A 23890-nucleotide genomic window follows, 5' to 3' on the forward strand; every position below is an offset into this window, starting at 1 on the left:
TTACTTTAAAAGACAGAAAAAGTTAGCTGTTGAGATAAAAAATGAAAAACAAGAAGCATTCATATGGATGTTAAACTAAAAACGCAATGACTCAAATGTGTCCTTATGACTAGTTCTTTGGATTAAAAAACTGAATAAACATTTAATCATAGTGTAAAATGGAGTAGAGTGAAGCTAACTTAGTACCACAGATATAAGATTTAAGAGGAGTGCGGAAAAAGTAAGTTTATTTTTAATGAGAGGAGGAGAGTGACTTTCTAATGAAATTTATGAAGAAGGGTATCAGTTTATGGTTACTATTATCTGTTATTTTCATTGCAGTATTAATCGTATCAAATACGGTCGTTTATGGATTGATTATTCACGAGAATAAAAAGCAGATAAAAAAGGAAGAGGAAAAGTTGTTACTGGGAATAGGCAAACAATTAGCAATAGAAGATAGCATTAAACGTGCATTGCAATCGAATAAATCGTCGGTAGCATTGGAGCAGTATACAAACAAAATAGCAGAAATACATGGGTTGGATTTTGTTGTTATTATGAACATGGATGGTATTCGTCTCACTCATCCGAATACAAATGAAATTGGGCAACGATTTGAAGGTGGTGATGAGAAAGAAGCGCTTTTAGGGAAAGAACAAATATCCATTAGCAATGGTACGTTAGGTCAGTCGCTTCGAGGATTTGTTCCAATATTTTCAGGATCAGAACAAATTGGTGTCGTTGCAATTGGAATAAAGTTACCGAATTTAGAAGCGTTAGTTGAACATGCAAGTGAGGAATATGCATGTTCACTTACGATTAGTATTTTGATAGCTTTAATGGGTTCATCTCTAGTTGCATATTACTTGAAACGTCAATTACTCAATCTAGAACCTAAAGAAATAACTAGGTTGTTAGAAGAAAGAAATGCGATGCTTAACGAGACAAAAGATGTGATTTTGGTAACAGATAATCAACGGATAATTACCTTAGCAAATACGGCAGCAAAAACTTTGTATGTCCAATTGGGTGGAGAGTTCTCTTTGCTTGAAGGAAAAGGTATTGATGTCTTAATACAGGATAATGATCATTATGATTTTAAGAAGAAGGACGAACAGCTGTATCGTCAAAATGGACAAGATTATCTTATTTCGATTGCACCGATAGTAGTTAGAAAAAAAACAGTGGGCTTTATCGTTTTTTTGCGAAATGCAACTGCATCACTATTAGTTATGGATCAATTGGAGAATACAACCTCGTATGCATCGACATTACAAAATAAATCACATGAATTTATGAACAAACTACATGTCATTTATGGTTTGGTTGATTTAGAGGCATATATCCAGTTGAAAATATATCTCAATGATATTTTAGCGCCCGAAGAAATGTTTACCAATAGCATTTCTATCTTGGTGAAAAACCCGATGATTGCAGGTTTTTTAGTAGGAGAAAGGGAGACTTTTTCGAATTATAATATTAGTTTACAGATAGAGGTAGCTTCTGAACTGCCAAATAATTTAAACTATGAAAAAACAATTGCTATTGTTAATTTATATCGCTACATACACCATGTTTTTATTGAAGAGCAAGGTCCACAAGAATTAGCGGTAATCATTTCTTGTGAAAAGGAACAATTAATTTCAAAATATAAAACAAAGCGAAATAAAGAAGAATGTCAAAAAATAATCAGCATCTTTAAAGGAAATTATTTTAAGGAGCTACTAAAGGCGACAGAAGGTAGTTTTTTTATTGATAAAAAGCCAACAGAGATGATTTTCATTTTTAAAATTAAATATGAAGGAGACTTATTATGAATGTATTAATTGTTGAAGACGATCCGATGGTTGAGTTTATTCATAGAAATTATTTAGAAAGAATTAATCGGTTTGAAAATGTCTATTCAGCAAATTATGTGGAAAGTGCAATCGAATTACTTAAAGATAAAAGCGTAGATCTAATTTTACTAGATATACATTTAAAAGAAAATAATGGATTGGATATGTTACGCATAATCCGGCATGAATTAATAAAAGTAGAGGTAATATTAATTACAGCGGCTAATGAAACAAGTTGTGTGCAATCGAGTTTTCAGTTAGGTGCGCTTGATTACTTAATTAAACCGTTCACATTTGACAGATTTGAAAAAAGTATCAATCGTTTTTTTGAAAAATCCGAAAAACTACTTGAGGAAACACTGAACCAAAAAATGATTGATTATCTGACAGGTGAATCATCATGTCAAGAGGGATTAACAAAGCAGAGCAAGGTGCTAGAAAAAGGCTTGTCAAAGGAAACATTACACTTAATTACAAGCGTAATAGTGAAATTGGAACAACCGTTTAGAGTCCATGAAGTTGTTCAATTAACGGGCTTATCACATGTTTCTGTACGTAAATATCTGTATTATTTAGAGTCAATAAAGCACTTGGAAGTTAAAAGTATTTATACCAAAATTGGTCGCCCGTATAAATGCTACTATTACTTGCTGCCAGGTGATTAGTAAGGAGACATATGCTTTTATCGGCCGTGAAAGATTAGCATGTATTCAATACAAAACAACTCACTCCGAGTTGTTTTTTTACTTAACCAACAGAACGCTGATAAAAAAACCGACATATGTCTAACTTCTGAAACTACGACCTAGTTGTTAAGGACTAGTAGTTAATTTCGTTCATCTATAGTATATTAAGCGTATGAAAGCGCTTCTAAATTGAAATTTTGGGGGGATTTGATGAAAAAGATTGTCGCAGTAACGGCTTGTGCAACGGGGATTGCCCACACATATATGGCCGCCGAATCGTTAGAACAAGCCGCAAAAGCATTAGGGTATGACGTGAAAGTTGAAACAAATGGAGCGATTGGTGCCGAAAACGTGTTAAGTGCGGCCGATATTGCGTCCGCAGACCTTGTTATCGTGGCGTCGGATATTAAAATCGATCCGATTCGCTTTACCGGTAAACGACTGTATGTAACGAAATCAATACCAGCAATTGAAGATGCCAAAGGTTTAATCGCAACAGCCTTCAGTGAAGCAGAGGTATTCGGAAAAAAAGGCTCGAAGGTGGGTAAAGTTCAAATTGGCAACGACACTGAAAAAACGACAATTTTCACGCATTTAATGAGTGGAATTTCCTACATGGTGCCGATGGTTGTCGCCGCCGGTTTGATTTTATTAATTGCCAATTTATACGCTTTTCAACGTGATGATTTAGGACGGATTGTCAACTGGGGCTTTGATACGCAGACGCAGATGGGTTTTTTAATGTCGAAACTATTTTACGTCGGCCAAATTGGTTTTAAATTGATGATTCCGTTGTTCGCCGGTTTTGTTGCCAACTCCATTGCGGATAAACCCGCGATTGCGCCGGCAATGATTGGCGCTTATTTGGCCAATGATCCAGACTTTTTAGGGGCAGAAGCAGGAGGTGGTTTTATCGGAGCCATCCTCGTTGCCTTTATCGTCGGCTACATGGTCAAAGGTTTGAAGAAAATCAAATTTCCAAAATTGATTCAACCTGTTGTACCGATTATGATTATTCCCTTTGTCGCAACCGGTCTTATTACCTTAATCGTGCTCTATGTGATTGGTTCACCCTTAGCACACGGGATGGATGCGATGTACAGTGGGCTCGATACGCTTAATAAATCATACGCCGGTGCGCCGATTATTATCGGGGTTGTCTGTGGTGCGATGATTGGCTTTGACTTAGGTGGTCCCGTCAATAAAACGGCCCTCGTTTTTGGGACGGCAGTGTTCACCGATACAATGGCAAAATACGGCGTTGATGGGACTAATTTCGTGCCACAAACAGCGACGCAAGCCGCTATTTCAGTTGCACCCCTTGGTGTGTGGTTAGCGACGATTTTATTTAAACGGAAGTTTTCACAAGATGAAAAAGTGGCAGCCAGTGCCGCTTTTGGGATGGGCATCGTCGGTGTGACCGAAGGCGCAATCCCGTTTGTCGCCGCCGATCCCTTGCGGATGATTGTCGCCAATGTCGCTGGTTCGGCCGTCGCCGGAGGATTAGTGGCTGCCACGGGTTGTAAGTTCTTCGGTGGAATTGGCTCGCCGTTAGGTACATTCGTAGGTTACGTGGAACAACCGATTCCGTTTATCACGTGGATTTTATGTGTGTGTGCAGGGATTTTAACGACAGCGCTACTCATTGGTGTCATGCGTAAAAATCGTACCACGATAACGAGTAAGTAATTTAAAGGAGGCAATAGCAGATGAACCCAACGATTTTTAACGAGACCCATCTTTTGTTTGATGAAACAGCCACAACGCAGGCAGAGGCTTTTCAAGTCATTGCCCACTTTGCCTATGAACGAGGCTATGTCACCGATGAAACGGGCTATAAATTAGGTTTGCAACAACGAGAATCCGAGGCCACAACAGGGTTCAAAGATCATTTAGCGATTCCCCACAGTCAAGGGGAATTCGTGATCAAGCCAGGGTTGTTTTTAGTGCGCTTTAAGCATCCCATCGACTGGCAGGCGCTCGATGGCAAAGCCATTCATGTCGCTTTTGCTCTAACCATTCCAAATGAAGGGGCCGCCGAACATTTGAAATTACTCAGTTTGATTGCGCGTCGTTTAATTGATGCTGAGTTTCGTTCAAATGTGTTACATGAACAAGACCCCGTGACGTTAGCGGCGTTAATTAATGAGATTGATTTCTAAATTGAAATAGAGGGTGCTGACAATGACAAAAAAAGTACATGTAATTCACCATACCCATTGGGATTTTGAGTGGTATTTCACCAATAACGAATCGTTCATTCAATTCGTCTACCAGATGGATGAGGTACTACAGGCGTTAGAGGAGCAAAAAATCGCTTATTATTTACTCGATGGTCAAATGAGCATTCTGGATGAATATTTAGCAACGTGCCCTGAACAGGCACCGCGAATCGAACGACTCGTGCGAGCCAACCGCTTACAAATTGGCCCATGGTACACCCAAACAGATGAACTCATTATTGCGGGAGAGTCAATTGTACGAAACCTCAACATTGGCATGGCCCAAGCAAACAAACTTGGTGGTGCAATGAAGATAGGCTATCTCCCTGATTCATTTGGTCAAGGTAAAGACATGCCTAAAATATATAATGGCTTTGGCATGACCGAAGCGGTCTTTTGGCGCGGTGTCTCTCACAAACAAACGCGCGTCCGTGAATTTCAGTGGGCGAGTGAAGATGGCTCAGTTGTGACGGTGGCTAACATTAAAGACGGCTATTTTGTCGGAGTCGGTTTAATTGAACAAGATGTGAATGAAACAATGTTAACACAAATTGCGGAGGGCGCAACGAGTGACGAGCTTCTATTACCTGTCGGAGGCGATCAACGTTACGTCGACTATCAGCTAGGTGAGCGTATCTCAGCCTACAACAAGGCCTTCAACGGGCAATATGAGTTGGTCGAAAGCAACTATCAGGCCTTCTTTAAAGCGCTCGATACCGAAAAAATACCACGGATTAAGGGTGAATTAGCGGATGGTGCTGTTTCCAAAATTCATCGCTCGATTTATTCATCACGCTATGATCATAAACAATGGAACGACAAGTTAGAACGTCGGCTCATCTATCAACTCGAGCCGCTGCTTGTAAGAGCACAGCAGGCCGGTTTAGCGACAAAAAAAGGGGTCGTTGAACGTATTTGGAAACTACTTTGTAAAAATCAAGCCCACGATAGCGCAGGTGGCTGTAACTCTGATAAAACCAATCGCATTATTAACGAACGCTACCGTGAGGCTGACCAATTGTCACAGGGGATGATTGACTATGTGACGCGCAAATTGAGCGAAACGTCACCGCTCATTAAAGATGGTGATTTAACGTTTTATAACACCTTGCCATGGACGGTCGCTAAGGTTGTCCATGTAGCGGTTTCATCCCCATTTAAACAACTCACAATACGTCGTGACGGTGAACATCTGCCATTTGACTGCTTACAAACAACGCGTGAAGCAAGTGGTCCACTACCACATGATGAATTAAATAACTCGTCTTATTATATGCACCAACTAGCACTCGCCGTAAGCATCCCACCGCTTGGGAGTCAGACGTATACGATTGAAGATGGACAGACGAAAAAACAAGTACGAACCACACCACCGTCACCTGTGATGATTGCCAACGGTCGTTACGAACTAAGTTATCAGGATGGACAACTTAATCTGTTCGATAAAATAACCAAACAGAACTTCTTTGATTTTTTAACAATTGAAGACAGTGGCGACGCGGGTGACACCTATGATTATTCACCACCACTAACCGATGACTGTTACCACTTGCGGTTTGAAGCGGCAGATGTCAACGCGAGGCATGGGGCTGTACAAGAGACTCTCACGTTAACAGGGGAATGGCTAGTGGCTAATAATTTAGCAGAGCGGGCGCAACAGCAACGGAATACACGTCTGCCATACAGGCTGACACTCACCTTGAATGCAACAGCTCAGACGCTGAATGTTGAGCTTATCATCGATAACAACGCAGATGATCATCGCATGCGTGTACTAATAGCGAGTAATCTCACAAATGAGGTCTCGTATGCCGATACACCGTTTGGAATGATTACACGTCCTGTTGTTGATTCCGCCTTACACAACTGGCGTGAGCAAGGCTGGTGTGAAGAACCAACGGCTCTTTATCCAATGTTGCATTATGTTAATGTTCACAGTGATAAGCGGAGCTTCACAATCTTCGCTAAAGGCATCAAGGAGTATCAGTTGGTGGGTGAACAGTATCAAACGCTTGCGTTAACCTTGTTCCGAAGTGTCGGTTATTTAGGAAAGCCCAACCTCCAACGCCGTCCAGGGGCAGCTTCAGGCAATGCCTTTAAGGAAATCGCTACACCCGATAGTCAATTGCAACAACAGCTGCGCTTTCATTTTGCGATTCAACTCGATGAACAGTTTAAACCGGCCCAGCTTCAAAAAGATTATTTAAACTATGCGATTAACCTGCCATACTATCAGAAACAAACGTTTAATCGTTTTACAACGGCCTTGCAGTACTTTGTAGCCCATCCACTAGCAAGCATGGAGCCAACAACACCGTTTGTCTTTGAGAGTGAAACAGTGGTATGGAGCAGTTTACGTCAGACAGATATAGGTGAGGGCTTTGAAGTGCGCTGTTATAATCCGTCGTTAAGTGAAGCAGTTGCTGGCGGAACAATCCGGTTTGAAACACCGATTGCATATGTTGCTGTTAATCTTAAAGGGACAATTCTTGGTGAACGTTCACGTGGGCGCACGCTTGAGCTTGGACGTTTTAAAGCCGGCGAGATAAAAACCTTTCGTATAGACGTGTAAAGGAGTGAGACGATGCATGATGATTTCTTTATGTTAATTGAATCTTATCGGTTGGAATTTACCGTTGTGGAACAGGTGATTGCCGATTATTTTTTAGCGAAGCAACCAGCGGTGACAATGGCCGAACTCGGCAAGGAATTGGCGGTGTCAAATGCCTCAATTACCCGTTTTAGTAAAAAATTACAGTTGAATAATTACAAAGAACTGTTGTTTTTATACAAGCTGGCCTTAACGAATAAGCAAGACACACTATCTGTTGCCTCGGTCGTCACTGCTGCCTATCATTCATTAGCGACCCGGAGCGACCAAATGTATGATGAAGTGACAATTGATGCTTTTTGTCAGTTAATTCACCAACATAAGATCATTCATTTTCTCGGAAAGGGCTTTAATGCCTATGCGGGCATGGATTTTCAATTTAAGTTTTCGCGACTTGGTAAATATGTGCGTATTATGTCAGATGCAAACTCGATGACGTTATCTGTTAGGGCGGCTCAAAGCGATGAACTGCTTGTGGTCGCAAGTTTACGTGGTGATGACAACGATCTCTTGAAAGCGCTATGTCTTGCAGATAAAAAGCGCATCGCGACCGTTCTTATTACGGCGAATCCAACCTCGCAGTTACAAGCTGTTGCCCAACATACCTTAATAACAGCGGGGTTATCTCGGATTGAAGCGTTAGGAAGCATCTCGCCACAGATTCCGATGCTATTGCAACTTGATATGGTCTATGAACGCTATTTACATCTATATCCCGAAACGTCAGCTCAGTGGCTGGCATCCGAAGAAATATTGCATCAATAAGATGAGTGATGGAGGCGATTGCAATGAGGAACAGTACAAAATATATCAGTATCATGCTTGGACTGGTTTTATGTCTCAGTTTGATTCCTGCTCAAACAGTTAGTGCGGCCGAAAAATATAATGTTAAAGGGGAACATCAGCCATACTTTCATGGTTTTAGTGCCCAACAACTAAAAGACTGGTCACCAACAACAGATGACACAGCCAAATATTTTCGATCGACTGTCCGCTTACAGCCGCGTAATCAGCCTGATGTTGCGACACAAGCCCAGCCAACTTTACAAAATAATGCCCAGTTGTTGACCTTATCGGGTGATTATGGCGACCCGGGTTATGGTTTTGAAGCGGGAATTCCTGATTTCACCCGTACAGTGGCTGCATTTTCCCGCAATGTCTTTCAGTTTTGGCAGTATGTTGACTATTATGCCTCATGGAATGGCACACCGATTGCTGGATCAGATTATGAAGCGATTCGTGCCAATAAAAACGTCACGTATGGGGTCGTTAACTATCCGAATCCAGCCTATACAGATGCCGCTCATCGAAATGGGGTTAAAAGTTTAGGCAGTTGGTTTTGGCCCAGGGATGAAACGTTTTCTGAGTGGGTTGAACAAACAGCCGATGGTCGTTTTCCTGTCGCTGATAAAATGATTGAGTTGGCACAATATATGAACTTTGACGGCTATTTTATTAATCAAGAAGCGACGATTTCAGCACAAGATGCCCAACAATTACAAAAAATGCTCGTCTATCTCAAGCACAGGGCCCCGCAGCTATACGTTCAATTTTATGATTCACTCACAAAAGAGGGGCGACTTCATTATGTGAACGGATTTGATGAGAGCAATAGTTATTGGGTGCAGGCTGAAAATGGCGAAGCAGCAGATAGTCTTTTTATGAACTATGCTTGGAACAAACAGCGACTAGCAAACGGCAACCAACATGCCAAAACAAATGGTTTGGACCCGTTGCAAGTCATGTATGCCGGGACCGAAAATCAGAAGTACGGTTTTAATCCACCGTATGATCCACGAGAGGTATTCGCTAATAAAACGGAACCATTGGCATCGTGGGCCTTGTTTGGGAGTGACTTTGTTTATTCGCGTTTGCCAGCTAACAATTTAAAACGGGGTAACCAAACGTTAATTAACCAACGCGAGCGTGAGTATTGGTCGGGACCACGACAAGATCCGACTAAAACAGGTCGACTAACCGACGAGAACAGTTCGCCGTACCCCGATCAAGGTGTGCCTAATGATGCTAATAATGCGGCTCATTGGGATGGGGTAGCAGACGTTGTCGCTGAGAAAACAGTTATTCAACAGCAATCGTTTGTGAGTCATTTTAACACAGGGCACGGAACAGCCTTTTTTGCGAACGGTGAGAAGGTGTCAGAAAACGAATGGAGTAATATCGGTATTCAAGATATTTTGCCATCTTGGCAATGGTGGTCGACTGGGAAGGTGTCAGTTGCCTATGATTATAGCACCGCTTGGGATGGCGGTAGTTCATTACGTCTGCAAAATAAGGGCGGTAAAACCGAAGTGAATGTCTATAAAACCGATAAAATCATCAAAGCAACTGACGTCTTGCAAGTGGCAGCTCAAACCACAGGCGAACTCGCGACAAACATCACCTTGTACTTTAAAGATGCTCTTAAACAACCTGTGAACCTACCGCTTAAGTCGACGTCTAAATGGCAGGAACAAACGATTGACCTCAGTCCTTATCAAGGACGTGAATTAGGTAAAATCAGTGTGACAGCAAACACAAAGACAACCGGGACAATTAACTTAGGCAAACTGGCGCTCATAGCACCGACCTCTATGGCGACGGAACCAGCATTTAGTGTCGCTAAATGGTATCAACCAACAGGCGAAGCGTTTGTTAAGGCTAACATGAATGAAGCCCTTGCTTATTATGATGTGTACGATGATAGCAATAACTTTATCGGCCGCATCAACACGGCGGATAGCTATCTTGAAAAAATCCCATCAACGGCACAAAAATTAGTTGTTTATCCTGTTTCTAAACAAGGTGAACGCTTAAAAGAAATGGCAATATCACTTTAAAGGTGTCTTATCGAACTAATCGGAACGAAAGTAAAGACGACTAGGGGCGAACGATTAGTTACCATCGATAAGAAATATCTTGAATTTTAGGCGCTGTTAGCTGATGAAACTAGAGAAGATAACAACAGTTCGATGCAGTCTTATTATCTCGTATCCAAAATCGAGTGACTTATTTTCGAAGAAACAAGGAATTTAATTCGATTTAGGCTACAATCTAGAAGGCTCTGTCGGATAGACTGCTTTTTAACCTTAGAAACGTTGATATAACAATGTTTCTGGGGTTTCTTTTTTTGTTTTGGTATAAATTTGGTATAAACTTATTCCATCATAAATGATGAGAATTTGTCAGCAGCTACAGCAATATTTTCTGGATAGAGATGATTATAGATGTTCATAGTTGTTTTGAAATCACTATGTCGTAATCTATGTTGAACTTCAGCTACTGACATACCCGCTTCAAAGCATAGACAACAATGCGTGTGTCTAAAATCATGAGGTTTAAGTTTTGGATGATTTGGAAACTGTTTATGAATCCATTTCAGCCAATCATTGACCGCCTGTGGTCGATATAATCTTCCATCCTTCATGACGAATAAAAACGAGGGATTCAGTTGTTGTTTTCTTATCTCGTACCATTTTTTTAATACATTAATGGTTTCGTCATCTAATCCTACTTTTTCGTAAGAAGATTTAGTTTTTGGAGTATCCAGATAGGGAATATAATGTTCATCAAGCCCAAGAGTCTTTCTAACAAAAATAGTTTTTTCTTCCCAATCAATATCATCCCATTCCAACCCTAAGGCTTCACCTTTTCTCATACCGGTAAATGCTAATAAATGAAAATAGGTATAATAGACAGGATTGTCTAAGGTCTTAATATCAGACAAAAAGTTGAGTAATTCTTGTTTCGTTAGAAATACAGCGGCATTAGATTTAGAGGTGTCTCTAACTGGATTGTAGGTGTTTCTCATGACGTTAGTTGTTATATATTCCATTCGAACAGCAAAATCCAGTATTTGAGCGGTTAATCTTCTTAACTTAATCGCAATACCATTGACTTGAATTTCCCATTTATCGACAACTCGCCTACAATAAGTGGTTGTGATGTCTTTTAATTTTAACTTTCCAAAATGAGGCAGAATATGAATTTGGGAATAACGCATGTAAGTGAGCCACGTTGATTTTTTGACACGTTTTTCTTTATAATCAAGAAACTCCTGCCAAACATGCTTGAAATCTTTCGTTGCAGAAGTATCCATCTTACTTTTTCGTTCAGCCATTGCTTTAATAAGATGTGCTTCTGCTTCTTTTTTTGTATCAAAATTTGCTTTTTTTAATCGTTCAGGTTTTAAAGTGTATGGATTGATACCCATATAGACATCATACTTCCACTTTTTAATCCCTCGCTTAGTATATGAAACTATATCTTTTTTCTTTTTAGTCATAAAATTTCCTCTCTTTTCATGACTAACGTCTATAACCCAATTATAATAAGGTTCGTGTAAAAATCAACAAAGAAAGGGTAGGCTATTGCCCCCCTTTCTATTTGTTTATGCTGTGAGCTCATTCATAAAGTCACTGACTTCAACAAGTGAAGTAGCATTAAGATGTATATATGTATTCAATGTTACTGCAGTATTTGAATGGCCAACGTATCTTTGAATTTGTTTGATATCGAATTGTTTTGATTGATGAAGTCTTGTAATAAAAGTGTGTCTAATATCATGAACTGTAGCCTTTTGACAATTTGCTTGTTTTAAAATAGTTTTGAACCATCCATTTACATACGTCGGTCTATATAACTCGTTATTTTTATTTTTAAAAAGCATGTCCTGCTCAGCAGGCAATTCCTCAATATATTCTCGAATTAAATCGGTAAGCGTTGTAGAAATAGGGATTTGTCGCTCTGAAGCTTTTGTTTTACATGATGATAGAATAGCTTTATTTGTTTCTTCATCATAGGTTACGCTATTTGTGATATGAATTATCTTATTATCTAAATCAATACTTTTTCTTGATAGAGCTAATGCTTCAGATTTTCTCATTCCTGTATTAAGTAGAATGTTGAAGTAAACTTTCTTAAATATATCTTGATGGTTGTTAATAATAGTTTCGATAGCTCTCAACTCTTTGTCACTTAAGATGACGGGTGCTCTTTTTTGATCACGTTTAGGACCTCTATAATTTAATAAATGATTATTTTCAATTAATCCTTTTCTAAAAGCAAATTTATAAGTTTCACTTAAAAAAGAGAAAAGCTGTTTTGCAATTCCATTTTTGTGAATTTCATAAGATACTAAAATATCATCTAATTCTGAAGGTTCTATTAAATTAATGTATTTATTTTTGAAATCATCAGATAAATGATTCTTAACAAGCGCCTTATATTTTTGGATAGTAGAAATCTTTAATCCTTTTTCTTTTTTCTCTTCGATTACTTCATTGAATATACGATTAAATTCATATGAATAAGAGTATTTACCGCTCTTTTTTAACAAAGATTTTTCAATTTTCTCCTTCTCTTTATTGGCTTTTTTTAGCTCATTTCTCAAATGCATAGCAGCTTCGAGTGATGTTTTAAACTTAGCTTTTTTCAAGTAAACTCTTTTTTTAGTAAATGAATTATAGTAAGCGTATATACTATATTTGTAGTGTGTCTTTCCCCAAAAGGTGTATTCTGTTACGGATTTTAATTCTTCAGAATACTCTTGCATTAATTTTAGATTTTCTTTCTCAATTTTTTCTTTCATTCGTTCTGCATTTGTTTTAATTTTTGGCATCGAAGGTAAGCTCCTTTTTTTATTGGTAGCTTAGTTTATGCAAAAACAAATTTTTTACAACGCGTGAACATTAATAAAAATTTACGATTGTTACTTAAATATGTATTATTTTACTGTTAGTTTACGTGGAACTTTATTTGATTATTAGGTTATTTTCTCTTATGTAGTTGCTTATAATTCTAAAAACAAATATGGAGGGATTTAACATGAATGATTTACAACAAGCAATCGAAAAAATTTGTGATAATAGAATTAAAGAGGAAGTATCTGCTCGTGATCTTAGGATAGAAGAACTTGAGAAAGAAATAAAATATTTAAAAGTGCTGATAGATAATTTAAGTAATACAAATAAAAAAGTAGATAAGGAGAAATTAAATATGAAGGAATCGACTGCTTATTTAGGCTATAAATCATATAATACGTTAAGTAGCAGAATTGGTACGGAAGGGTTTCCAAAAAGATATGAAGATGGAGGAAAAGTATATTTCTTGAAAGAAGAGTTAGATGCATGGATAGTAACATTAAAAAGTAAGGAGTAAGTGGAGAACCACTGTCTGACCCTTACTTGTGTTTAGAGGAAAGAATCTATTGATCAACTAAACAGTACGTCATTCTTTGCTATCAAAATATACCATAAACAGTTAAAATATAAGTAGATAAGCATTTAATTGACAAAATAAGGAGTGTATCGCAAGTGGCAACTACAACATCAAAAACATTATCACAAGCACTATGGAATTCAGCGGATATTTTGCGTTCTAAAATGGATGCTAATGAGTATAAAACCTATTTATTAAGTTTGGTATTTTATAAGTACTTATCAGATAAAATGCTGTTAAAAGCTTCTGAGTTATTAGAAGCCGATACAGATGATTTAGCACAAGCACAACGTAATTTTGAGGAAGCCTTTGCAGATGAGAGGTTGCGTGATGAGCTAATTAATGCGGTAAAAGAAGATGTCTCGTATGTGATTGAACCTAAGCTAACGTTTACTCATTTAGTGGATATGGTAAATAAAGGAAAATTCCAATTAGAAGATTTAGCGCAAGGCTTTAGAGAGATAGAGCAGTCAAGCGAGATATTTGAGAATTTATTTGAAGATGTGGACTTATATTCAAAAAAATTAGGGCCAAACAGCAGTAAACAAAACCAAACGATTTCAGCCTTAATGAAGGAATTAGCGACATTAGATATCGCACATAATGGCGATATGTTAGGCGATGCTTACGAGTATTTAATCGGAGAGTTTGCGGCCGATTCTGGTAAAAAAGCCGGTGAATTCTATACGCCACAGCCTGTGTCTCAATTAATGACGAAAATTGTGATGCAAGGCAAAGAAAATCAAAAAGGCTTTTCTGTCTATGACCCGACGATGGGTTCAGGTTCCCTAATGTTGAATGCCAAGAAGTATTCGAATGAACCTGGTACGATTGGTTATTTCGGACAAGAATTAAACACGTCTACGTTCAACTTAGCGCGTATGAACATGATTCTACATGGAGTGGATATCGAGAACCAACATTTGAATAATGCGGATACCTTGGATGGAGATTGGCCAACAGATGAGCCAACCAACTTCGAAGCAGTTCTAATGAACCCACCTTATTCTGCTAAGTGGTCTGCCGAAAAAGGGTTCTTAGATGATCCACGTTTTTCATCTTATGGGGTATTAGCGCCGAAATCCAAAGCTGATTTTGCATTCCTGTTGCATGGCTTCTATCATTTAAAAGATACAGGAACAATGGCGATTGTCTTGCCTCATGGTGTGCTATTCCGTGGTGCAGCAGAAGGGAAAATTCGTCAAGCGCTATTAGAGCAAGGTGCGATTGATACCGTGATTGGTTTACCTGCTAATATCTTCTTCAATACAAGTATTCCAACGACGATTATTATTTTGAAAAAAAATCGTTCATCTCGTGATGTTTTCTTTATTGATGCATCAAATGACTTTGAAAAAGCGAAAACGCAAAATAATTTAACACCAGAGCATATTGAGAAAATATTAGATACTTATATCAAGCGTGAAAATATTGAGAAATATGCCCATTTGGCTTCATTTGAAGAAATCGTTGAGAATGACTTTAACTTAAATATTCCGCGTTATGTCGATACTTTTGAGGAAGAAGAACCAATTAATCTAACGGAGCTATCTAATAGCATGAGAGCTACAAATAAAGCTATTGAACAAGCTGAAACTGAATTATACGGCTTGATGAAAGAATTAACAGCTAATAACGATGATACAGCTCAACAATTAGCTGATTTGATGAGTTTGCTACAGGTAGGTGAGTAAGATGGCGAATAAAATAACCAAGCAACCGGAGATTAGATTTAAAGGATTTAATAACGATTGGGAACAGCGTAAGTTGAGTGAGGTCCTAAAAGTTTCTAAAGAAAAAAATAAAGATAATGGTTTTGATAAAAATGATGTTCTGTCTGTTTCAAGAGAATATGGCACAGTTAACCAAATTGAATACCAAGGAAGATCATTTGCAGGTGCTGATGTTTCAAATTACAAAGTAGTAAAGGAAAATGATTTAATATATACTAAGAGCCCTTTAAAAGGTGCACCATATGGTATTTTTCAGAATGCCACAATAAACGGAATTATTTCTCCTTTATATGCTGTTTATCATTCAACTGAAATAGCATATGCTCCATATGTATCTATTTATTTAAAAAATGATAATATAGCAACACATTATTTAAGCCCATTAGTCTCAAAAGGAGCTAAAAATACTATTAATGTTACCGATGAAGGTGCTTTAGAAGGGAAAATATTTTTTCCTAATGTTTTAGAACAAAGGAAAATATCAGGATTTTTTAAATCCTTAGATGATACTATCGCTCTTCAGAATTGTAAGTTAGAAGAAATGCAATTATATAAAAAAGCCATGCTTCAAAAAATGTTTCCAAAAAATGGTGAAAAAGTTCCTGAAATACGATTTGACGGATTTACTGACGATTGGGAACAGCGTAAGTTAGGAGCGATATCAGAAAGGGTAACAAGAAAAAACAAAGATTTAGAATCTACATTACCTCTAACTATTTCTGCTCAATATGGCTTAGTTGACCAAATTACATATTTTAATAAGCAAATAGCAAGTAAAGACGTAAGCAATTATTATTTATTGGAAAAGGGTGAGTTCGCCTATAATAAAAGTTATTCGAAAGACTATCCTTGGGGAGCAGTTAAACGATTGGATAATTATGATAAAGGCGTATTATCAACATTATACATAGTTTTTAAGCCAACTGATGTTGACTCGAATTTTTTAGTATCCTATTACGATACAGATAACTGGCATAGAGAGGTTTCTATGCGAGCAGCTGAGGGTGCAAGAAATCATGGACTACTAAATATTACAGCAAATGATTTTTTTGATACTGATTTAACTATTCCCACAAATAATAACGAACAACAAAAGATTGGTGCCTTTTTCAAATCTCTCGATGATGCTATCGCTCTTCAGAATAATAAGCTAAATAAGTTAAAAGAGATGAAAAAAGCATTGCTTCAAAAGATGTTTGTGTGATAATTAGTGGCCATTTTTTACAGCTTTATTAATATTTTATAATTTATAGTAATTTGTGCTAAATCCTCTTTCATAATGAATGTTTAATCATCATTTTGAAGGAGGATTTTTTATGATATCAGAAAGCACAAAATTTCATGAGTATTTTTTAGAATGGATTAAACTATACAAAGAAGGGGCAGTCAGAGAGATTACGCTAAAAAAATATTACACTTCACATTTGTTTATTACTCAAATTGCCCCCAATTTATTGCTATCCGAATTGAGTCGTCAATCTTATCAAGCAATATTAAATGAATATGCTTCAACACATGAAAAACAAACAACAAAGGACTTTCATCATCAGTTAAAGAGTTCTATAAGAGATGCGGTTGATGAGAAAATCATCGCTCATGATCCGACAAGAAAAGTTGTGATAAAAGGCAAGAAACCCAGGGATAAAAAGCAAAAATATCTAAGTCAGTTCGAATTGCAAAAATTGTTAGATATTTTAGATTTAGGTAATGAAATTAATCTTGATTGGATGATTTTGTTGATGGCAAAGACAGGGATTAGATTTTCTGAGGCTCTGGGGTTAACACCAGAGGACTTTGATTTTCATAATCACTCTATTACGATTAATAAGTCTTGGGATTATCGAAGTGAACATGGTGGTTTTCAAGGAACAAAAAATAAGTCATCTATTAGAAAGGTACCAATTGATTGGAAAACTTGTATGCAATTTTCTCATTTGATTCAAGAAAAACAAGAAAATCAGCCAATTTTTGTTGCAGGTAGAATTTATAATTCAACTGTGAATCATCGTTTGAAAAAATATTGCCAAAAGGCTAATATTCCTGTGATATCAGCGCATGGATTAAGACACACTCATGCCTCGTTATTATTGTTTGCGGGTGTTTCAATTGCGACAGTAGCGAGAAGGTTAGGTCATGCTAATATGACTACTACACAACAAGTTTATTTGCATATCATTCAAGAATTAGAGAATCAAGATAACGATAAAGTGATGAGATATTTATCAAGTATATAGCCAAAAGACAGGATAATGCTGAAAAGTGTTATCCTATTTTTTATAATTGACTCTAATTTCTGAAGAGCGATAGTATGGTCGAGAGTATCAAAAAACTTTCCAATCTTCTCTTGTTCTGCAATTGATGGAAGCACTATTGGCATATTAAAAAACGTATCTGAATGAATTCTTTTAGCCCTTCTTGAACCATTAGCTATTGTACCTTGAAAAAGGTAAAATTCTTTTCTTGAAACATACTCTAAAAAATATTTTGCATTTAAACCTTGTAATATATCAAATGCAGGTGAGTCCAATGTTGATTCATAACCATCTAACTCTTTAGGTATAATACCAAATGCTTGATTTAAAAAGTCCAATTTACCATAAATAAACTGACCTTGTTTTCTAATATAGTAATTAGTTGAAGTACTTCCTTTATATATTTCTTCTTTTGGAATAACACCCTTTCCCCATAATTTAACAGTTAATTTTTTTGCAATACTTCCATCAGAACCTGGAATCTTACTTTCCTCTAAAAATTCTCCAACCTTACGCTGTTCCCAATCGTTAGGTGAAAAAATGTGATAGTTTGTTATATTTTAGAGATATTCACCATACATAATATTTTTAATAACTTACTAATATCCCAACAATTTTGTACGTCTGCTATGATATAATTTTTAGTATAAGGAAATAAGCGGAAAGTAGGGTAGCTATGTACTCATTTACTTCAGAAGAAATTATGGAAAATAACTTAATTCAACAATTAATTACAGGAGAATCGCAGTGGACGTATCGTGAAGACCTACGTACAGAAGATGATTTATGGGCTAATTTCAAACAAAAATTGGAAGCGAATAATAAACAAGTTTTGAATGATGTCATGTTAACGAACCAAGAATTTCAACAAATCAAAAATCAATTAACTTTTGCGAATTTTTATCGAGCGGCTGAATGGTTAAGTGGTGAGAATGGTATTGCGAAAGTCGAAGTGCAACGCGAAGATGCCTCGCTTGGTACTATTCGTCTAACTGTCATGAAGAACCGTGATATTGCAGCGGGTATTTCTTCTTATGAAGTCATTAATCAATATCGTTCAAGTAAAGATAGTGTACAAGACCGCAATCGTCGTTTTGATGTGACATTATTAATCAATGGGTTGCCGATGATTCATATTGAATTAAAAAATAAACGAGAACCTTATATGGATGCGTTTCGTCAGATTGATAAATACTTAAAAGAAGGTAAGTTTACCGGTATTTTCTCAAGCCTACAGATGTTTGTCGTGACAAACGGCGTTGATACTCGCTACATTGCGGCTTCAATTAGTAGTAAACTAAAACCGGCTTTCTTAACAAAATGGGTTGATAAAGAGAACCAACCTGTGACGGATTATTTAGATTTTGCTCGAGAGGTCTTATCTATTCCGATGGCACACAGAATGGTCGCGCACTATTCTGTTCTCGATAATGAACGTAAATCCTTGATTCTTCTACGTCCGTATCAAATTCACGCGATTGAAGCGGTCAAAGAAGCTTCTAAGCATCGTCAAGGTGGTTTTGTTTGGCATACGACGGGTTCAGGAAAAACTCTGACCAGTTATAAGTGTGCTCGTAACTTATTACAAATTCCATCAATTGATAAGACGATTTTTATTGTCGATCGAATTGACTTGGACCAACAAACGTCAGCTTCATTTAACTCTTATGCACAAAATGACGCGATTGAGATAAATGAAACAGAGAATGTCTCCGACTTAATCAAAAAATTAGGAAATGGTGACCGTTCAGGCATCGTTGTGACGACTATTCAGAAGTTAAACCATTTAATCAGACGCTTAAATAATAAGCCAGACGGACGAGATTACAAAAAACTATCGCAATTACGCGTCGCTTTTGTCGTGGATGAATGTCATCGTGCCGTGAGTGCAGAGAAGAAAAACGAGATCTCGGAATTTTTCATTAATTCATTATGGTATGGTTTTACTGGAACCCCTATTTTTAAAGAAAACGCTAAAGATGAAAAAGGGAATATGGCCCGAACTACTTATGAGCAATATGGTGAATGTTTACATAACTATACAGTGAAAGAAGCTATTCATGATAAAGCAGTATTAGGTTTTCAAGTAGAATATAAGGCCACCTTTGAGGAAGAACAATTGGATGAGATTGTTGCAACTGTGACCGGTAAAGAGTTATCCGAAGTGGAAACAATGGACATGTTAGTCCGTGAAGCCAAAGTACCTAAGAAGGTTTATGAAGAAGAGGAACATATGCTGGCGGTAATTAATTCTATCATCAATAAGTCTTCCAAAAAACTGGGATTCAATAACGGTGTAGGGTACACCTATAATGCGATTTTGACTACGACGTCAATTGCCCAAGCGCAAAAGTATTATGACTTGATTAAAGAAGTCAAAGCAGGCCATTCATCAGTGAAAATATCAGAAAAAATTAAACGTGTCTTGCCTGATTTTCCTAAAGTCGCGATTACTTATTCAATTAGTGAGAATGAAGAATCTTCTGAGGTGAATCAGACGAAGATGAAGGAAGCGTTGTTGGATTACAATGCTGAATTTGGCACTAATTTTAGCATTGATACGATGAGAGGTTATAACAGTAATGTGAATGATCGTCTGGCTCGTAAGAAAGAAAAGTATCAAGCCAGAAGTGAGCAGTTAGACTTAGTCATTGTAGTCGACCGTTTGCTTACAGGATTTGATGCGCCATGTTTATCGACTATCTTTATTGATCGTCCGCCTATGCCACCTCACAACTTGATACAGGCGTTTTCACGGACTAATCGTATCTTTGACTCTAAGAAAGAATATGGCCAAGTAGTAACGTTCCAGTTGCCTGCATTGTTTGAAGAAAGTGTTAAAGATGCCCTACGCCTATATTCAAACGGTGGAGAGAATGAAGTATTAGCGCCTGAATGGGAAGAATCGAAAACGGCTTTTATTGAAGCAATTCATAATCTAAGACAAATAGCGGAAGAACCTGAAAACATTGATATTGATGCCTCTCCAATTGAATGGTTGAAGAAGTTTGCAAAAGCTTATCAGCGCGTGGATAAGACGTTTAGTGCGGTTCAAGTTTATACAGAATATGAAGATGAGATGTTGGGCACCCTTTTCTCAATCACGATGCCTGAATTAGAAAATTATCATGGGAAATATCAAAATGCGTTGGAGAAAATTATAGAGGACGGTCCAGAACGGGATGAAATTGAGTTGGATGTAGAATATGAGTTATCATCTATTAAAACAGACAAGATAAACTACGAGTATATTTTAATGTTAATCCAATCGTTTGTCCCAAGTGGTGATGATGACATTCAATTGGTACATACGATGAATGATAAAACGATGCAAGAAGTTGAGAAGTATTTAGAAGACCTTGCACGCACCAATCAAACCATGGCTAATATTGTCAAAGGAATATGGCAAGATTTACAAGACAACCCTGAAAACTACCGCGATAAATTGATTTCGATGGAAGTAGAAGCTGTCATTGAGCAAACAGAACAACAATTTGTCGAGGAAGTTTCAAAGGAATGGTATGTCGAAGAAGATAAATTGGCCTATTATGTAGATAATTACAAACACGGCAAAGAACATCAATTAGGCGCAAGTGATTTATATAAGAGTGCTGATTACAATCAATACAAAACAACCGCTGAAAATCCAGTGATTAAATTGAGATATCGAAGTGAATTGTTTAAACAAATTAATGAGAAGATTGAAGAAAATATTTTACCGCTTAGAGAGAAGTAGTGAAATTATAATTAGGGAGAGAGTTAGGAAATAGACTGTCTCCCTATAATTTAATAGTAAAGGAGTTAGTTATGGCAATTACTGATATATTTAAAAGTATGCAATTTAAAAAAGAAATAGAACAATTAACGAAAGAAATTGACGTATTAAAGAATCGAGATCGTTCGATAGAAGCCATGAGTTTAGTTGAAATCCATGAACAAATAGATCAGCAGAAAAAGACATTGGAAGAGCTTAAAGCGACTACACTTGATTACGAAAATAAAGTCGAACAGATGGAACAGGAAGTAGAAAAAAGAGAATCAAAAATTAAAGAGTTAGAAAAAGACTTAATCGTGACTAAAGAGGCGATTGAGATGGAAGGATATGGACTATATATTCCAAAATATGATTTTGCTACATCATTAGGCTACAAAGTGCAATTAGATAAAGTAAGACAAGAACAAAAAGAGATGATCAGAAATAAAAGCGCTGTCAATTATTTTGATAACTGGACTGTAGAGGGTAGTCGAGCTAAAGGTAAGAAGATGACAAATGATAATATTAGACAAATTCTTCGTTCATTTAACAATGAATGTGAGGCCGCTATCAATAAAGTGAAATACAATAATTTGCACTCAATAGAAAATCGAATTATGAAGTCATTTGAACAATTAAATAAATTGAACGCAACCAATAAAGTATCTCTGACGGCTAAATTTTTAGATTTAAAGCTGGCTGAAATGACTTTAGCTTATGAGTACGAGCGAAAAAAACAAGATGAAAAAGAAGAATTACGAGAACAACGTGAGCGTGAACGAGAAGAAAAAGCATTACAAAGAGAGATTCAAAATAAGAAGAAGATTATTGATAAAGATATTACCCATTATCAAAATATGATTTCCGATTTAGAAAATAGATTAAAACAAGCAAACAATGATGAAGACAAAGAATCCATTCAACTTCAAATTGAAGAATTACGTTTAAACATCAATGAACGTGAGGAAGAAAAGGCAGAATTAGATTATCGAACAGCCCATGCTTCAGCAGGATTTGTCTATATTATAAGCAATATTGGCTCATTTGGAGAAGACGTAGTAAAAATCGGCGTAACTCGACGTATTGATCCTTTAGAACGTATTAATGAGCTTAGTAGTGCATCAGTTCCGTTTAAATTTGATGTCCATGCTTTAATATTTAGTTATGACGCTTATACATTGGAGAACGAATTACATAAATATTTTGACAAGTATAGAATAAACAGAGTAAATAACAGAAAAGAATTCTTCAAAGTACCAATTAAGAAAATTGAAGAAAAGCTTGAAGAATATGGTGAACTGACTATTGATTTTAATTCAGACCCTGACGCGGAAGAGTATAGAGAGTCATTGTAAGTTTCGTTTGATTTTTATAATAATTAATTCTGATAAGAAGGTGATAAAAAGTGGAAGATAGTAAAAATGTTCATCATGATATGATTAGTAAGATTAATGAAAAAATCAACGCTAAAAAAGTATGGTCAGTATCATAAATGTGTTTTTCATATTCACACTCCAGCTTCACATGATTACACTCTTATACCTGGAGGGACTTGTTCGAAAACGTTAATTGATTACGCAATGAAAATTGGATTTTTAAGGGAGAATTTCAATGAAATAGAGGATTTTACGTATAAAGGATTTAAAAATCAACATGAATGCTTGAGCTACTTGTTACTTGCAAATAAACTTGTTGACGAGGAAATTGAAATAGCAGTAGTTACAGATCATAATTGTATTGATGGTTTCTGTAAATTAGCCGATGCAATAAAAATTTTAAAAGAAAAAGGAGGAAAGACATTAAAGGTTTTTCCACAAATAATTTTGGGTATTGAAATTTCATGTTCCGATAAAAATCATGTTGTTGGTATATTCAATCATTTAAATTCTAAAAAAGAACTACAGGATTGGATAAACGATTATATTATTTCTCCAAAGGATGGTACATATCTATCCAGTTTAGAAGTTTTAGAAATGATTAATAGTAAAAAAGGAATAGGTTATATAGCGCATATTAATAGTTCAGATATATTTAGAAAAAAATATTTAAGTAGAGTATATAAAGAGAGATTGTTTAATACATACAGCTTGAAAATTTTAGGTCTTTCAAATATGGATAAAAAAATTTCTGTAGAAAACAGTATAAAAAATTATTCTGATAAAAAATTTAATTTTATCTTGGATGAAGATTCTCACTCTTTATATGAGTTGGGAACAAAGACTTTTTGGCTGAAAACCCAGACATTGAATTTTGAAGGTATTAAGAGCTCATTAAATGATTTTGATTGTTCTATATCTTATTCTAAGCCCACTTTTCCAGATAGTTATGTAAAGGCTTTATATTTTGACGGTACAGGATTTATAAGTTCAAAAAATAATACTGGTGAAGGTGATGTGTTAGTTTTTTCTGAGAGTATGAATTGTATTATAGGAGGTAGAGGTTCAGGAAAAACTACCTTGTTAAATTCACTTAATTTATTGATTAGTCAACTTGTGGACAGTAGTAGCTCACTAAAAAATGCTTTGAGTCAAGGATATTTGTGTATGCTTTATAGACACGAGAAAGAGGTGGAATGGCAACAGTAAATTGAACAAAA

Annotated in this window: 17 protein-coding genes; 14 read left to right on the top strand and 3 right to left on the bottom strand. The window is 36.5% G+C overall.

Going from position 1 to position 23890, the window contains the following annotated elements:
* Nucleotides 1–260 precede the first annotated feature (260 nt).
* The 7 genes from ACJYYY_RS04895 to ACJYYY_RS04925 all read left to right on the top strand — a co-directional run bounded on the left by ACJYYY_RS04895 (nucleotide 261) and on the right by ACJYYY_RS04925 (nucleotide 10176).
* Nucleotides 261–1799, top strand: coding sequence for a hypothetical protein (locus tag ACJYYY_RS04895; RefSeq protein WP_408869180.1), 1539 nt, complete (start codon nucleotides 261–263; stop codon nucleotides 1797–1799).
* Nucleotides 1796–2485, top strand: coding sequence for a response regulator (locus ACJYYY_RS04900; RefSeq protein ID WP_035313157.1), 690 nt, complete (start codon nucleotides 1796–1798; stop codon nucleotides 2483–2485). Before ACJYYY_RS04895 ends, ACJYYY_RS04900 begins: the two co-directional genes overlap by 4 nt.
* Nucleotides 2486–2716: 231 nt before the next feature.
* Complete coding sequence (locus tag ACJYYY_RS04905) at nucleotides 2717–4195, top strand: PTS fructose transporter subunit IIC (RefSeq protein ID WP_232217883.1); 1479 nt, start codon at nucleotides 2717–2719, stop codon at nucleotides 4193–4195.
* A gap of 20 nt (nucleotides 4196–4215) precedes the next feature.
* Nucleotides 4216–4668, top strand: a complete 453-nt coding sequence (locus ACJYYY_RS04910) for a PTS sugar transporter subunit IIA (protein WP_035313153.1) — start codon at nucleotides 4216–4218, stop codon at nucleotides 4666–4668.
* A gap of 22 nt (nucleotides 4669–4690) precedes the next feature.
* Complete coding sequence (locus tag ACJYYY_RS04915; protein ID WP_408869181.1) at nucleotides 4691–7300, top strand: glycoside hydrolase family 38 C-terminal domain-containing protein; 2610 nt, start codon at nucleotides 4691–4693, stop codon at nucleotides 7298–7300.
* A gap of 12 nt (nucleotides 7301–7312) precedes the next feature.
* On the top strand, nucleotides 7313–8104 hold the full coding sequence (locus tag ACJYYY_RS04920; protein ID WP_035313151.1) for a MurR/RpiR family transcriptional regulator: 792 nt from the start codon (nucleotides 7313–7315) through the stop codon (nucleotides 8102–8104).
* Nucleotides 8105–8127: 23 nt separating this feature from the next.
* Nucleotides 8128–10176: an endo-beta-N-acetylglucosaminidase gene (locus ACJYYY_RS04925; protein WP_051456795.1), complete on the top strand. Its 2049-nt coding sequence runs from the start codon at nucleotides 8128–8130 to the stop codon at nucleotides 10174–10176.
* A gap of 317 nt (nucleotides 10177–10493) precedes the next feature.
* Here the strand turns inward: ACJYYY_RS04925 and ACJYYY_RS04930 are convergent, their stop codons facing one another.
* Both ACJYYY_RS04930 and ACJYYY_RS04935 read right to left on the bottom strand, forming a co-directional pair.
* Complete coding sequence (locus ACJYYY_RS04930; protein ID WP_408869182.1) at nucleotides 10494–11621, bottom strand: tyrosine-type recombinase/integrase; 1128 nt, start codon at nucleotides 11619–11621, stop codon at nucleotides 10494–10496.
* A 105-nt stretch (nucleotides 11622–11726) separates the two neighbouring features.
* Nucleotides 11727–12956, bottom strand: coding sequence for a tyrosine-type recombinase/integrase (locus tag ACJYYY_RS04935; protein WP_408869183.1), 1230 nt, complete (start codon nucleotides 12954–12956; stop codon nucleotides 11727–11729).
* A gap of 206 nt (nucleotides 12957–13162) precedes the next feature.
* Here ACJYYY_RS04935 and ACJYYY_RS04940 point away from each other — a divergent pair, with 206 nt between their 5' ends.
* The 4 genes from ACJYYY_RS04940 (at nucleotide 13163) to ACJYYY_RS04955 (ending at nucleotide 17522) form a co-directional block, all read left to right on the top strand.
* A complete protein-coding gene (locus tag ACJYYY_RS04940) occupies nucleotides 13163–13495 on the top strand; it encodes a hypothetical protein (RefSeq protein WP_035313146.1) in 333 nt (110 codons plus the stop codon).
* 155 nt (nucleotides 13496–13650) lie between these two features.
* Complete coding sequence (locus ACJYYY_RS04945) at nucleotides 13651–15249, top strand: type I restriction-modification system subunit M (protein ID WP_408869184.1); 1599 nt, start codon at nucleotides 13651–13653, stop codon at nucleotides 15247–15249.
* A 1-nt stretch (nucleotide 15250) separates the two neighbouring features.
* A complete protein-coding gene (locus ACJYYY_RS04950; RefSeq protein WP_035313145.1) occupies nucleotides 15251–16492 on the top strand; it encodes a restriction endonuclease subunit S in 1242 nt (413 codons plus the stop codon).
* Nucleotides 16493–16604: 112 nt separating this feature from the next.
* Nucleotides 16605–17522, top strand: coding sequence for a site-specific integrase (locus ACJYYY_RS04955; RefSeq protein ID WP_035313144.1), 918 nt, complete (start codon nucleotides 16605–16607; stop codon nucleotides 17520–17522).
* Here ACJYYY_RS04955 and ACJYYY_RS04960 read toward each other — a convergent pair.
* Nucleotides 17480–17878 carry a restriction endonuclease subunit S gene (locus tag ACJYYY_RS04960; RefSeq protein ID WP_035313143.1) on the bottom strand — a complete coding sequence of 133 codons (399 nt, stop codon included), beginning with the start codon at nucleotides 17876–17878 and terminating at the stop codon, nucleotides 17480–17482. The two genes, ACJYYY_RS04955 and ACJYYY_RS04960, sit on opposite strands and share 43 nt — an antisense overlap.
* Nucleotides 17879–18216: 338 nt before the next feature.
* Here ACJYYY_RS04960 and ACJYYY_RS04965 point away from each other — a divergent pair, with 338 nt between their 5' ends.
* From ACJYYY_RS04965 to ACJYYY_RS04975, 3 genes are all read left to right on the top strand, one after another.
* Nucleotides 18217–21276, top strand: coding sequence for a type I restriction endonuclease subunit R (locus tag ACJYYY_RS04965; protein WP_035313142.1), 3060 nt, complete (start codon nucleotides 18217–18219; stop codon nucleotides 21274–21276).
* 71 nt (nucleotides 21277–21347) lie between these two features.
* Nucleotides 21348–22649: a DUF4041 domain-containing protein gene (locus tag ACJYYY_RS04970; protein WP_035313141.1), complete on the top strand. Its 1302-nt coding sequence runs from the start codon at nucleotides 21348–21350 to the stop codon at nucleotides 22647–22649.
* Nucleotides 22650–22745: 96 nt separating this feature from the next.
* The gene (locus ACJYYY_RS04975; RefSeq protein ID WP_408869185.1) at nucleotides 22746–23879 is read left to right on the top strand and encodes a PHP domain-containing protein; all 1134 of its coding nucleotides are present in this window, start codon (nucleotides 22746–22748) and stop codon (nucleotides 23877–23879) included.
* The last annotated feature ends 11 nt before the right edge of the window (nucleotides 23880–23890 follow it).

Origin of the sequence: Brochothrix campestris (genome assembly GCF_046058945.1) — a bacterium.
In the GTDB taxonomy this organism is placed as follows: Bacteria; Bacillota; Bacilli; order Lactobacillales; family Listeriaceae; genus Brochothrix; species Brochothrix campestris.

What these genes read in the sequence shown, in the direction of transcription:
- ACJYYY_RS04895 (WP_408869180.1), top strand. Translation starts at nt 261, where the DNA reads ATGAAATTTATGAAGAAGGGTATCAGTTTATGGTTACTATTATCTGTT.
- ACJYYY_RS04900 (WP_035313157.1), top strand. Translation starts at nt 1,796, where the DNA reads ATGAATGTATTAATTGTTGAAGACGATCCGATGGTTGAGTTTATTCAT.
- ACJYYY_RS04905 (WP_232217883.1), top strand. Translation starts at nt 2,717, where the DNA reads ATGAAAAAGATTGTCGCAGTAACGGCTTGTGCAACGGGGATTGCCCAC.
- ACJYYY_RS04910 (WP_035313153.1), top strand. Translation starts at nt 4,216, where the DNA reads ATGAACCCAACGATTTTTAACGAGACCCATCTTTTGTTTGATGAAACA.
- ACJYYY_RS04915 (WP_408869181.1), top strand. Translation starts at nt 4,691, where the DNA reads ATGACAAAAAAAGTACATGTAATTCACCATACCCATTGGGATTTTGAG.
- ACJYYY_RS04920 (WP_035313151.1), top strand. Translation starts at nt 7,313, where the DNA reads ATGCATGATGATTTCTTTATGTTAATTGAATCTTATCGGTTGGAATTT.
- ACJYYY_RS04925 (WP_051456795.1), top strand. Translation starts at nt 8,128, where the DNA reads ATGAGGAACAGTACAAAATATATCAGTATCATGCTTGGACTGGTTTTA.
- ACJYYY_RS04930 (WP_408869182.1), bottom strand. Translation starts at nt 11,621, where the DNA reads ATGACTAAAAAGAAAAAAGATATAGTTTCATATACTAAGCGAGGGATT.
- ACJYYY_RS04935 (WP_408869183.1), bottom strand. Translation starts at nt 12,956, where the DNA reads ATGCCAAAAATTAAAACAAATGCAGAACGAATGAAAGAAAAAATTGAG.
- ACJYYY_RS04940 (WP_035313146.1), top strand. Translation starts at nt 13,163, where the DNA reads ATGAATGATTTACAACAAGCAATCGAAAAAATTTGTGATAATAGAATT.
- ACJYYY_RS04950 (WP_035313145.1), top strand. Translation starts at nt 15,251, where the DNA reads ATGGCGAATAAAATAACCAAGCAACCGGAGATTAGATTTAAAGGATTT.
- ACJYYY_RS04955 (WP_035313144.1), top strand. Translation starts at nt 16,605, where the DNA reads ATGATATCAGAAAGCACAAAATTTCATGAGTATTTTTTAGAATGGATT.
- ACJYYY_RS04965 (WP_035313142.1), top strand. Translation starts at nt 18,217, where the DNA reads ATGTACTCATTTACTTCAGAAGAAATTATGGAAAATAACTTAATTCAA.
- ACJYYY_RS04970 (WP_035313141.1), top strand. Translation starts at nt 21,348, where the DNA reads ATGGCAATTACTGATATATTTAAAAGTATGCAATTTAAAAAAGAAATA.
- ACJYYY_RS04975 (WP_408869185.1), top strand. Translation starts at nt 22,746, where the DNA reads ATGAAAAAATCAACGCTAAAAAAGTATGGTCAGTATCATAAATGTGTT.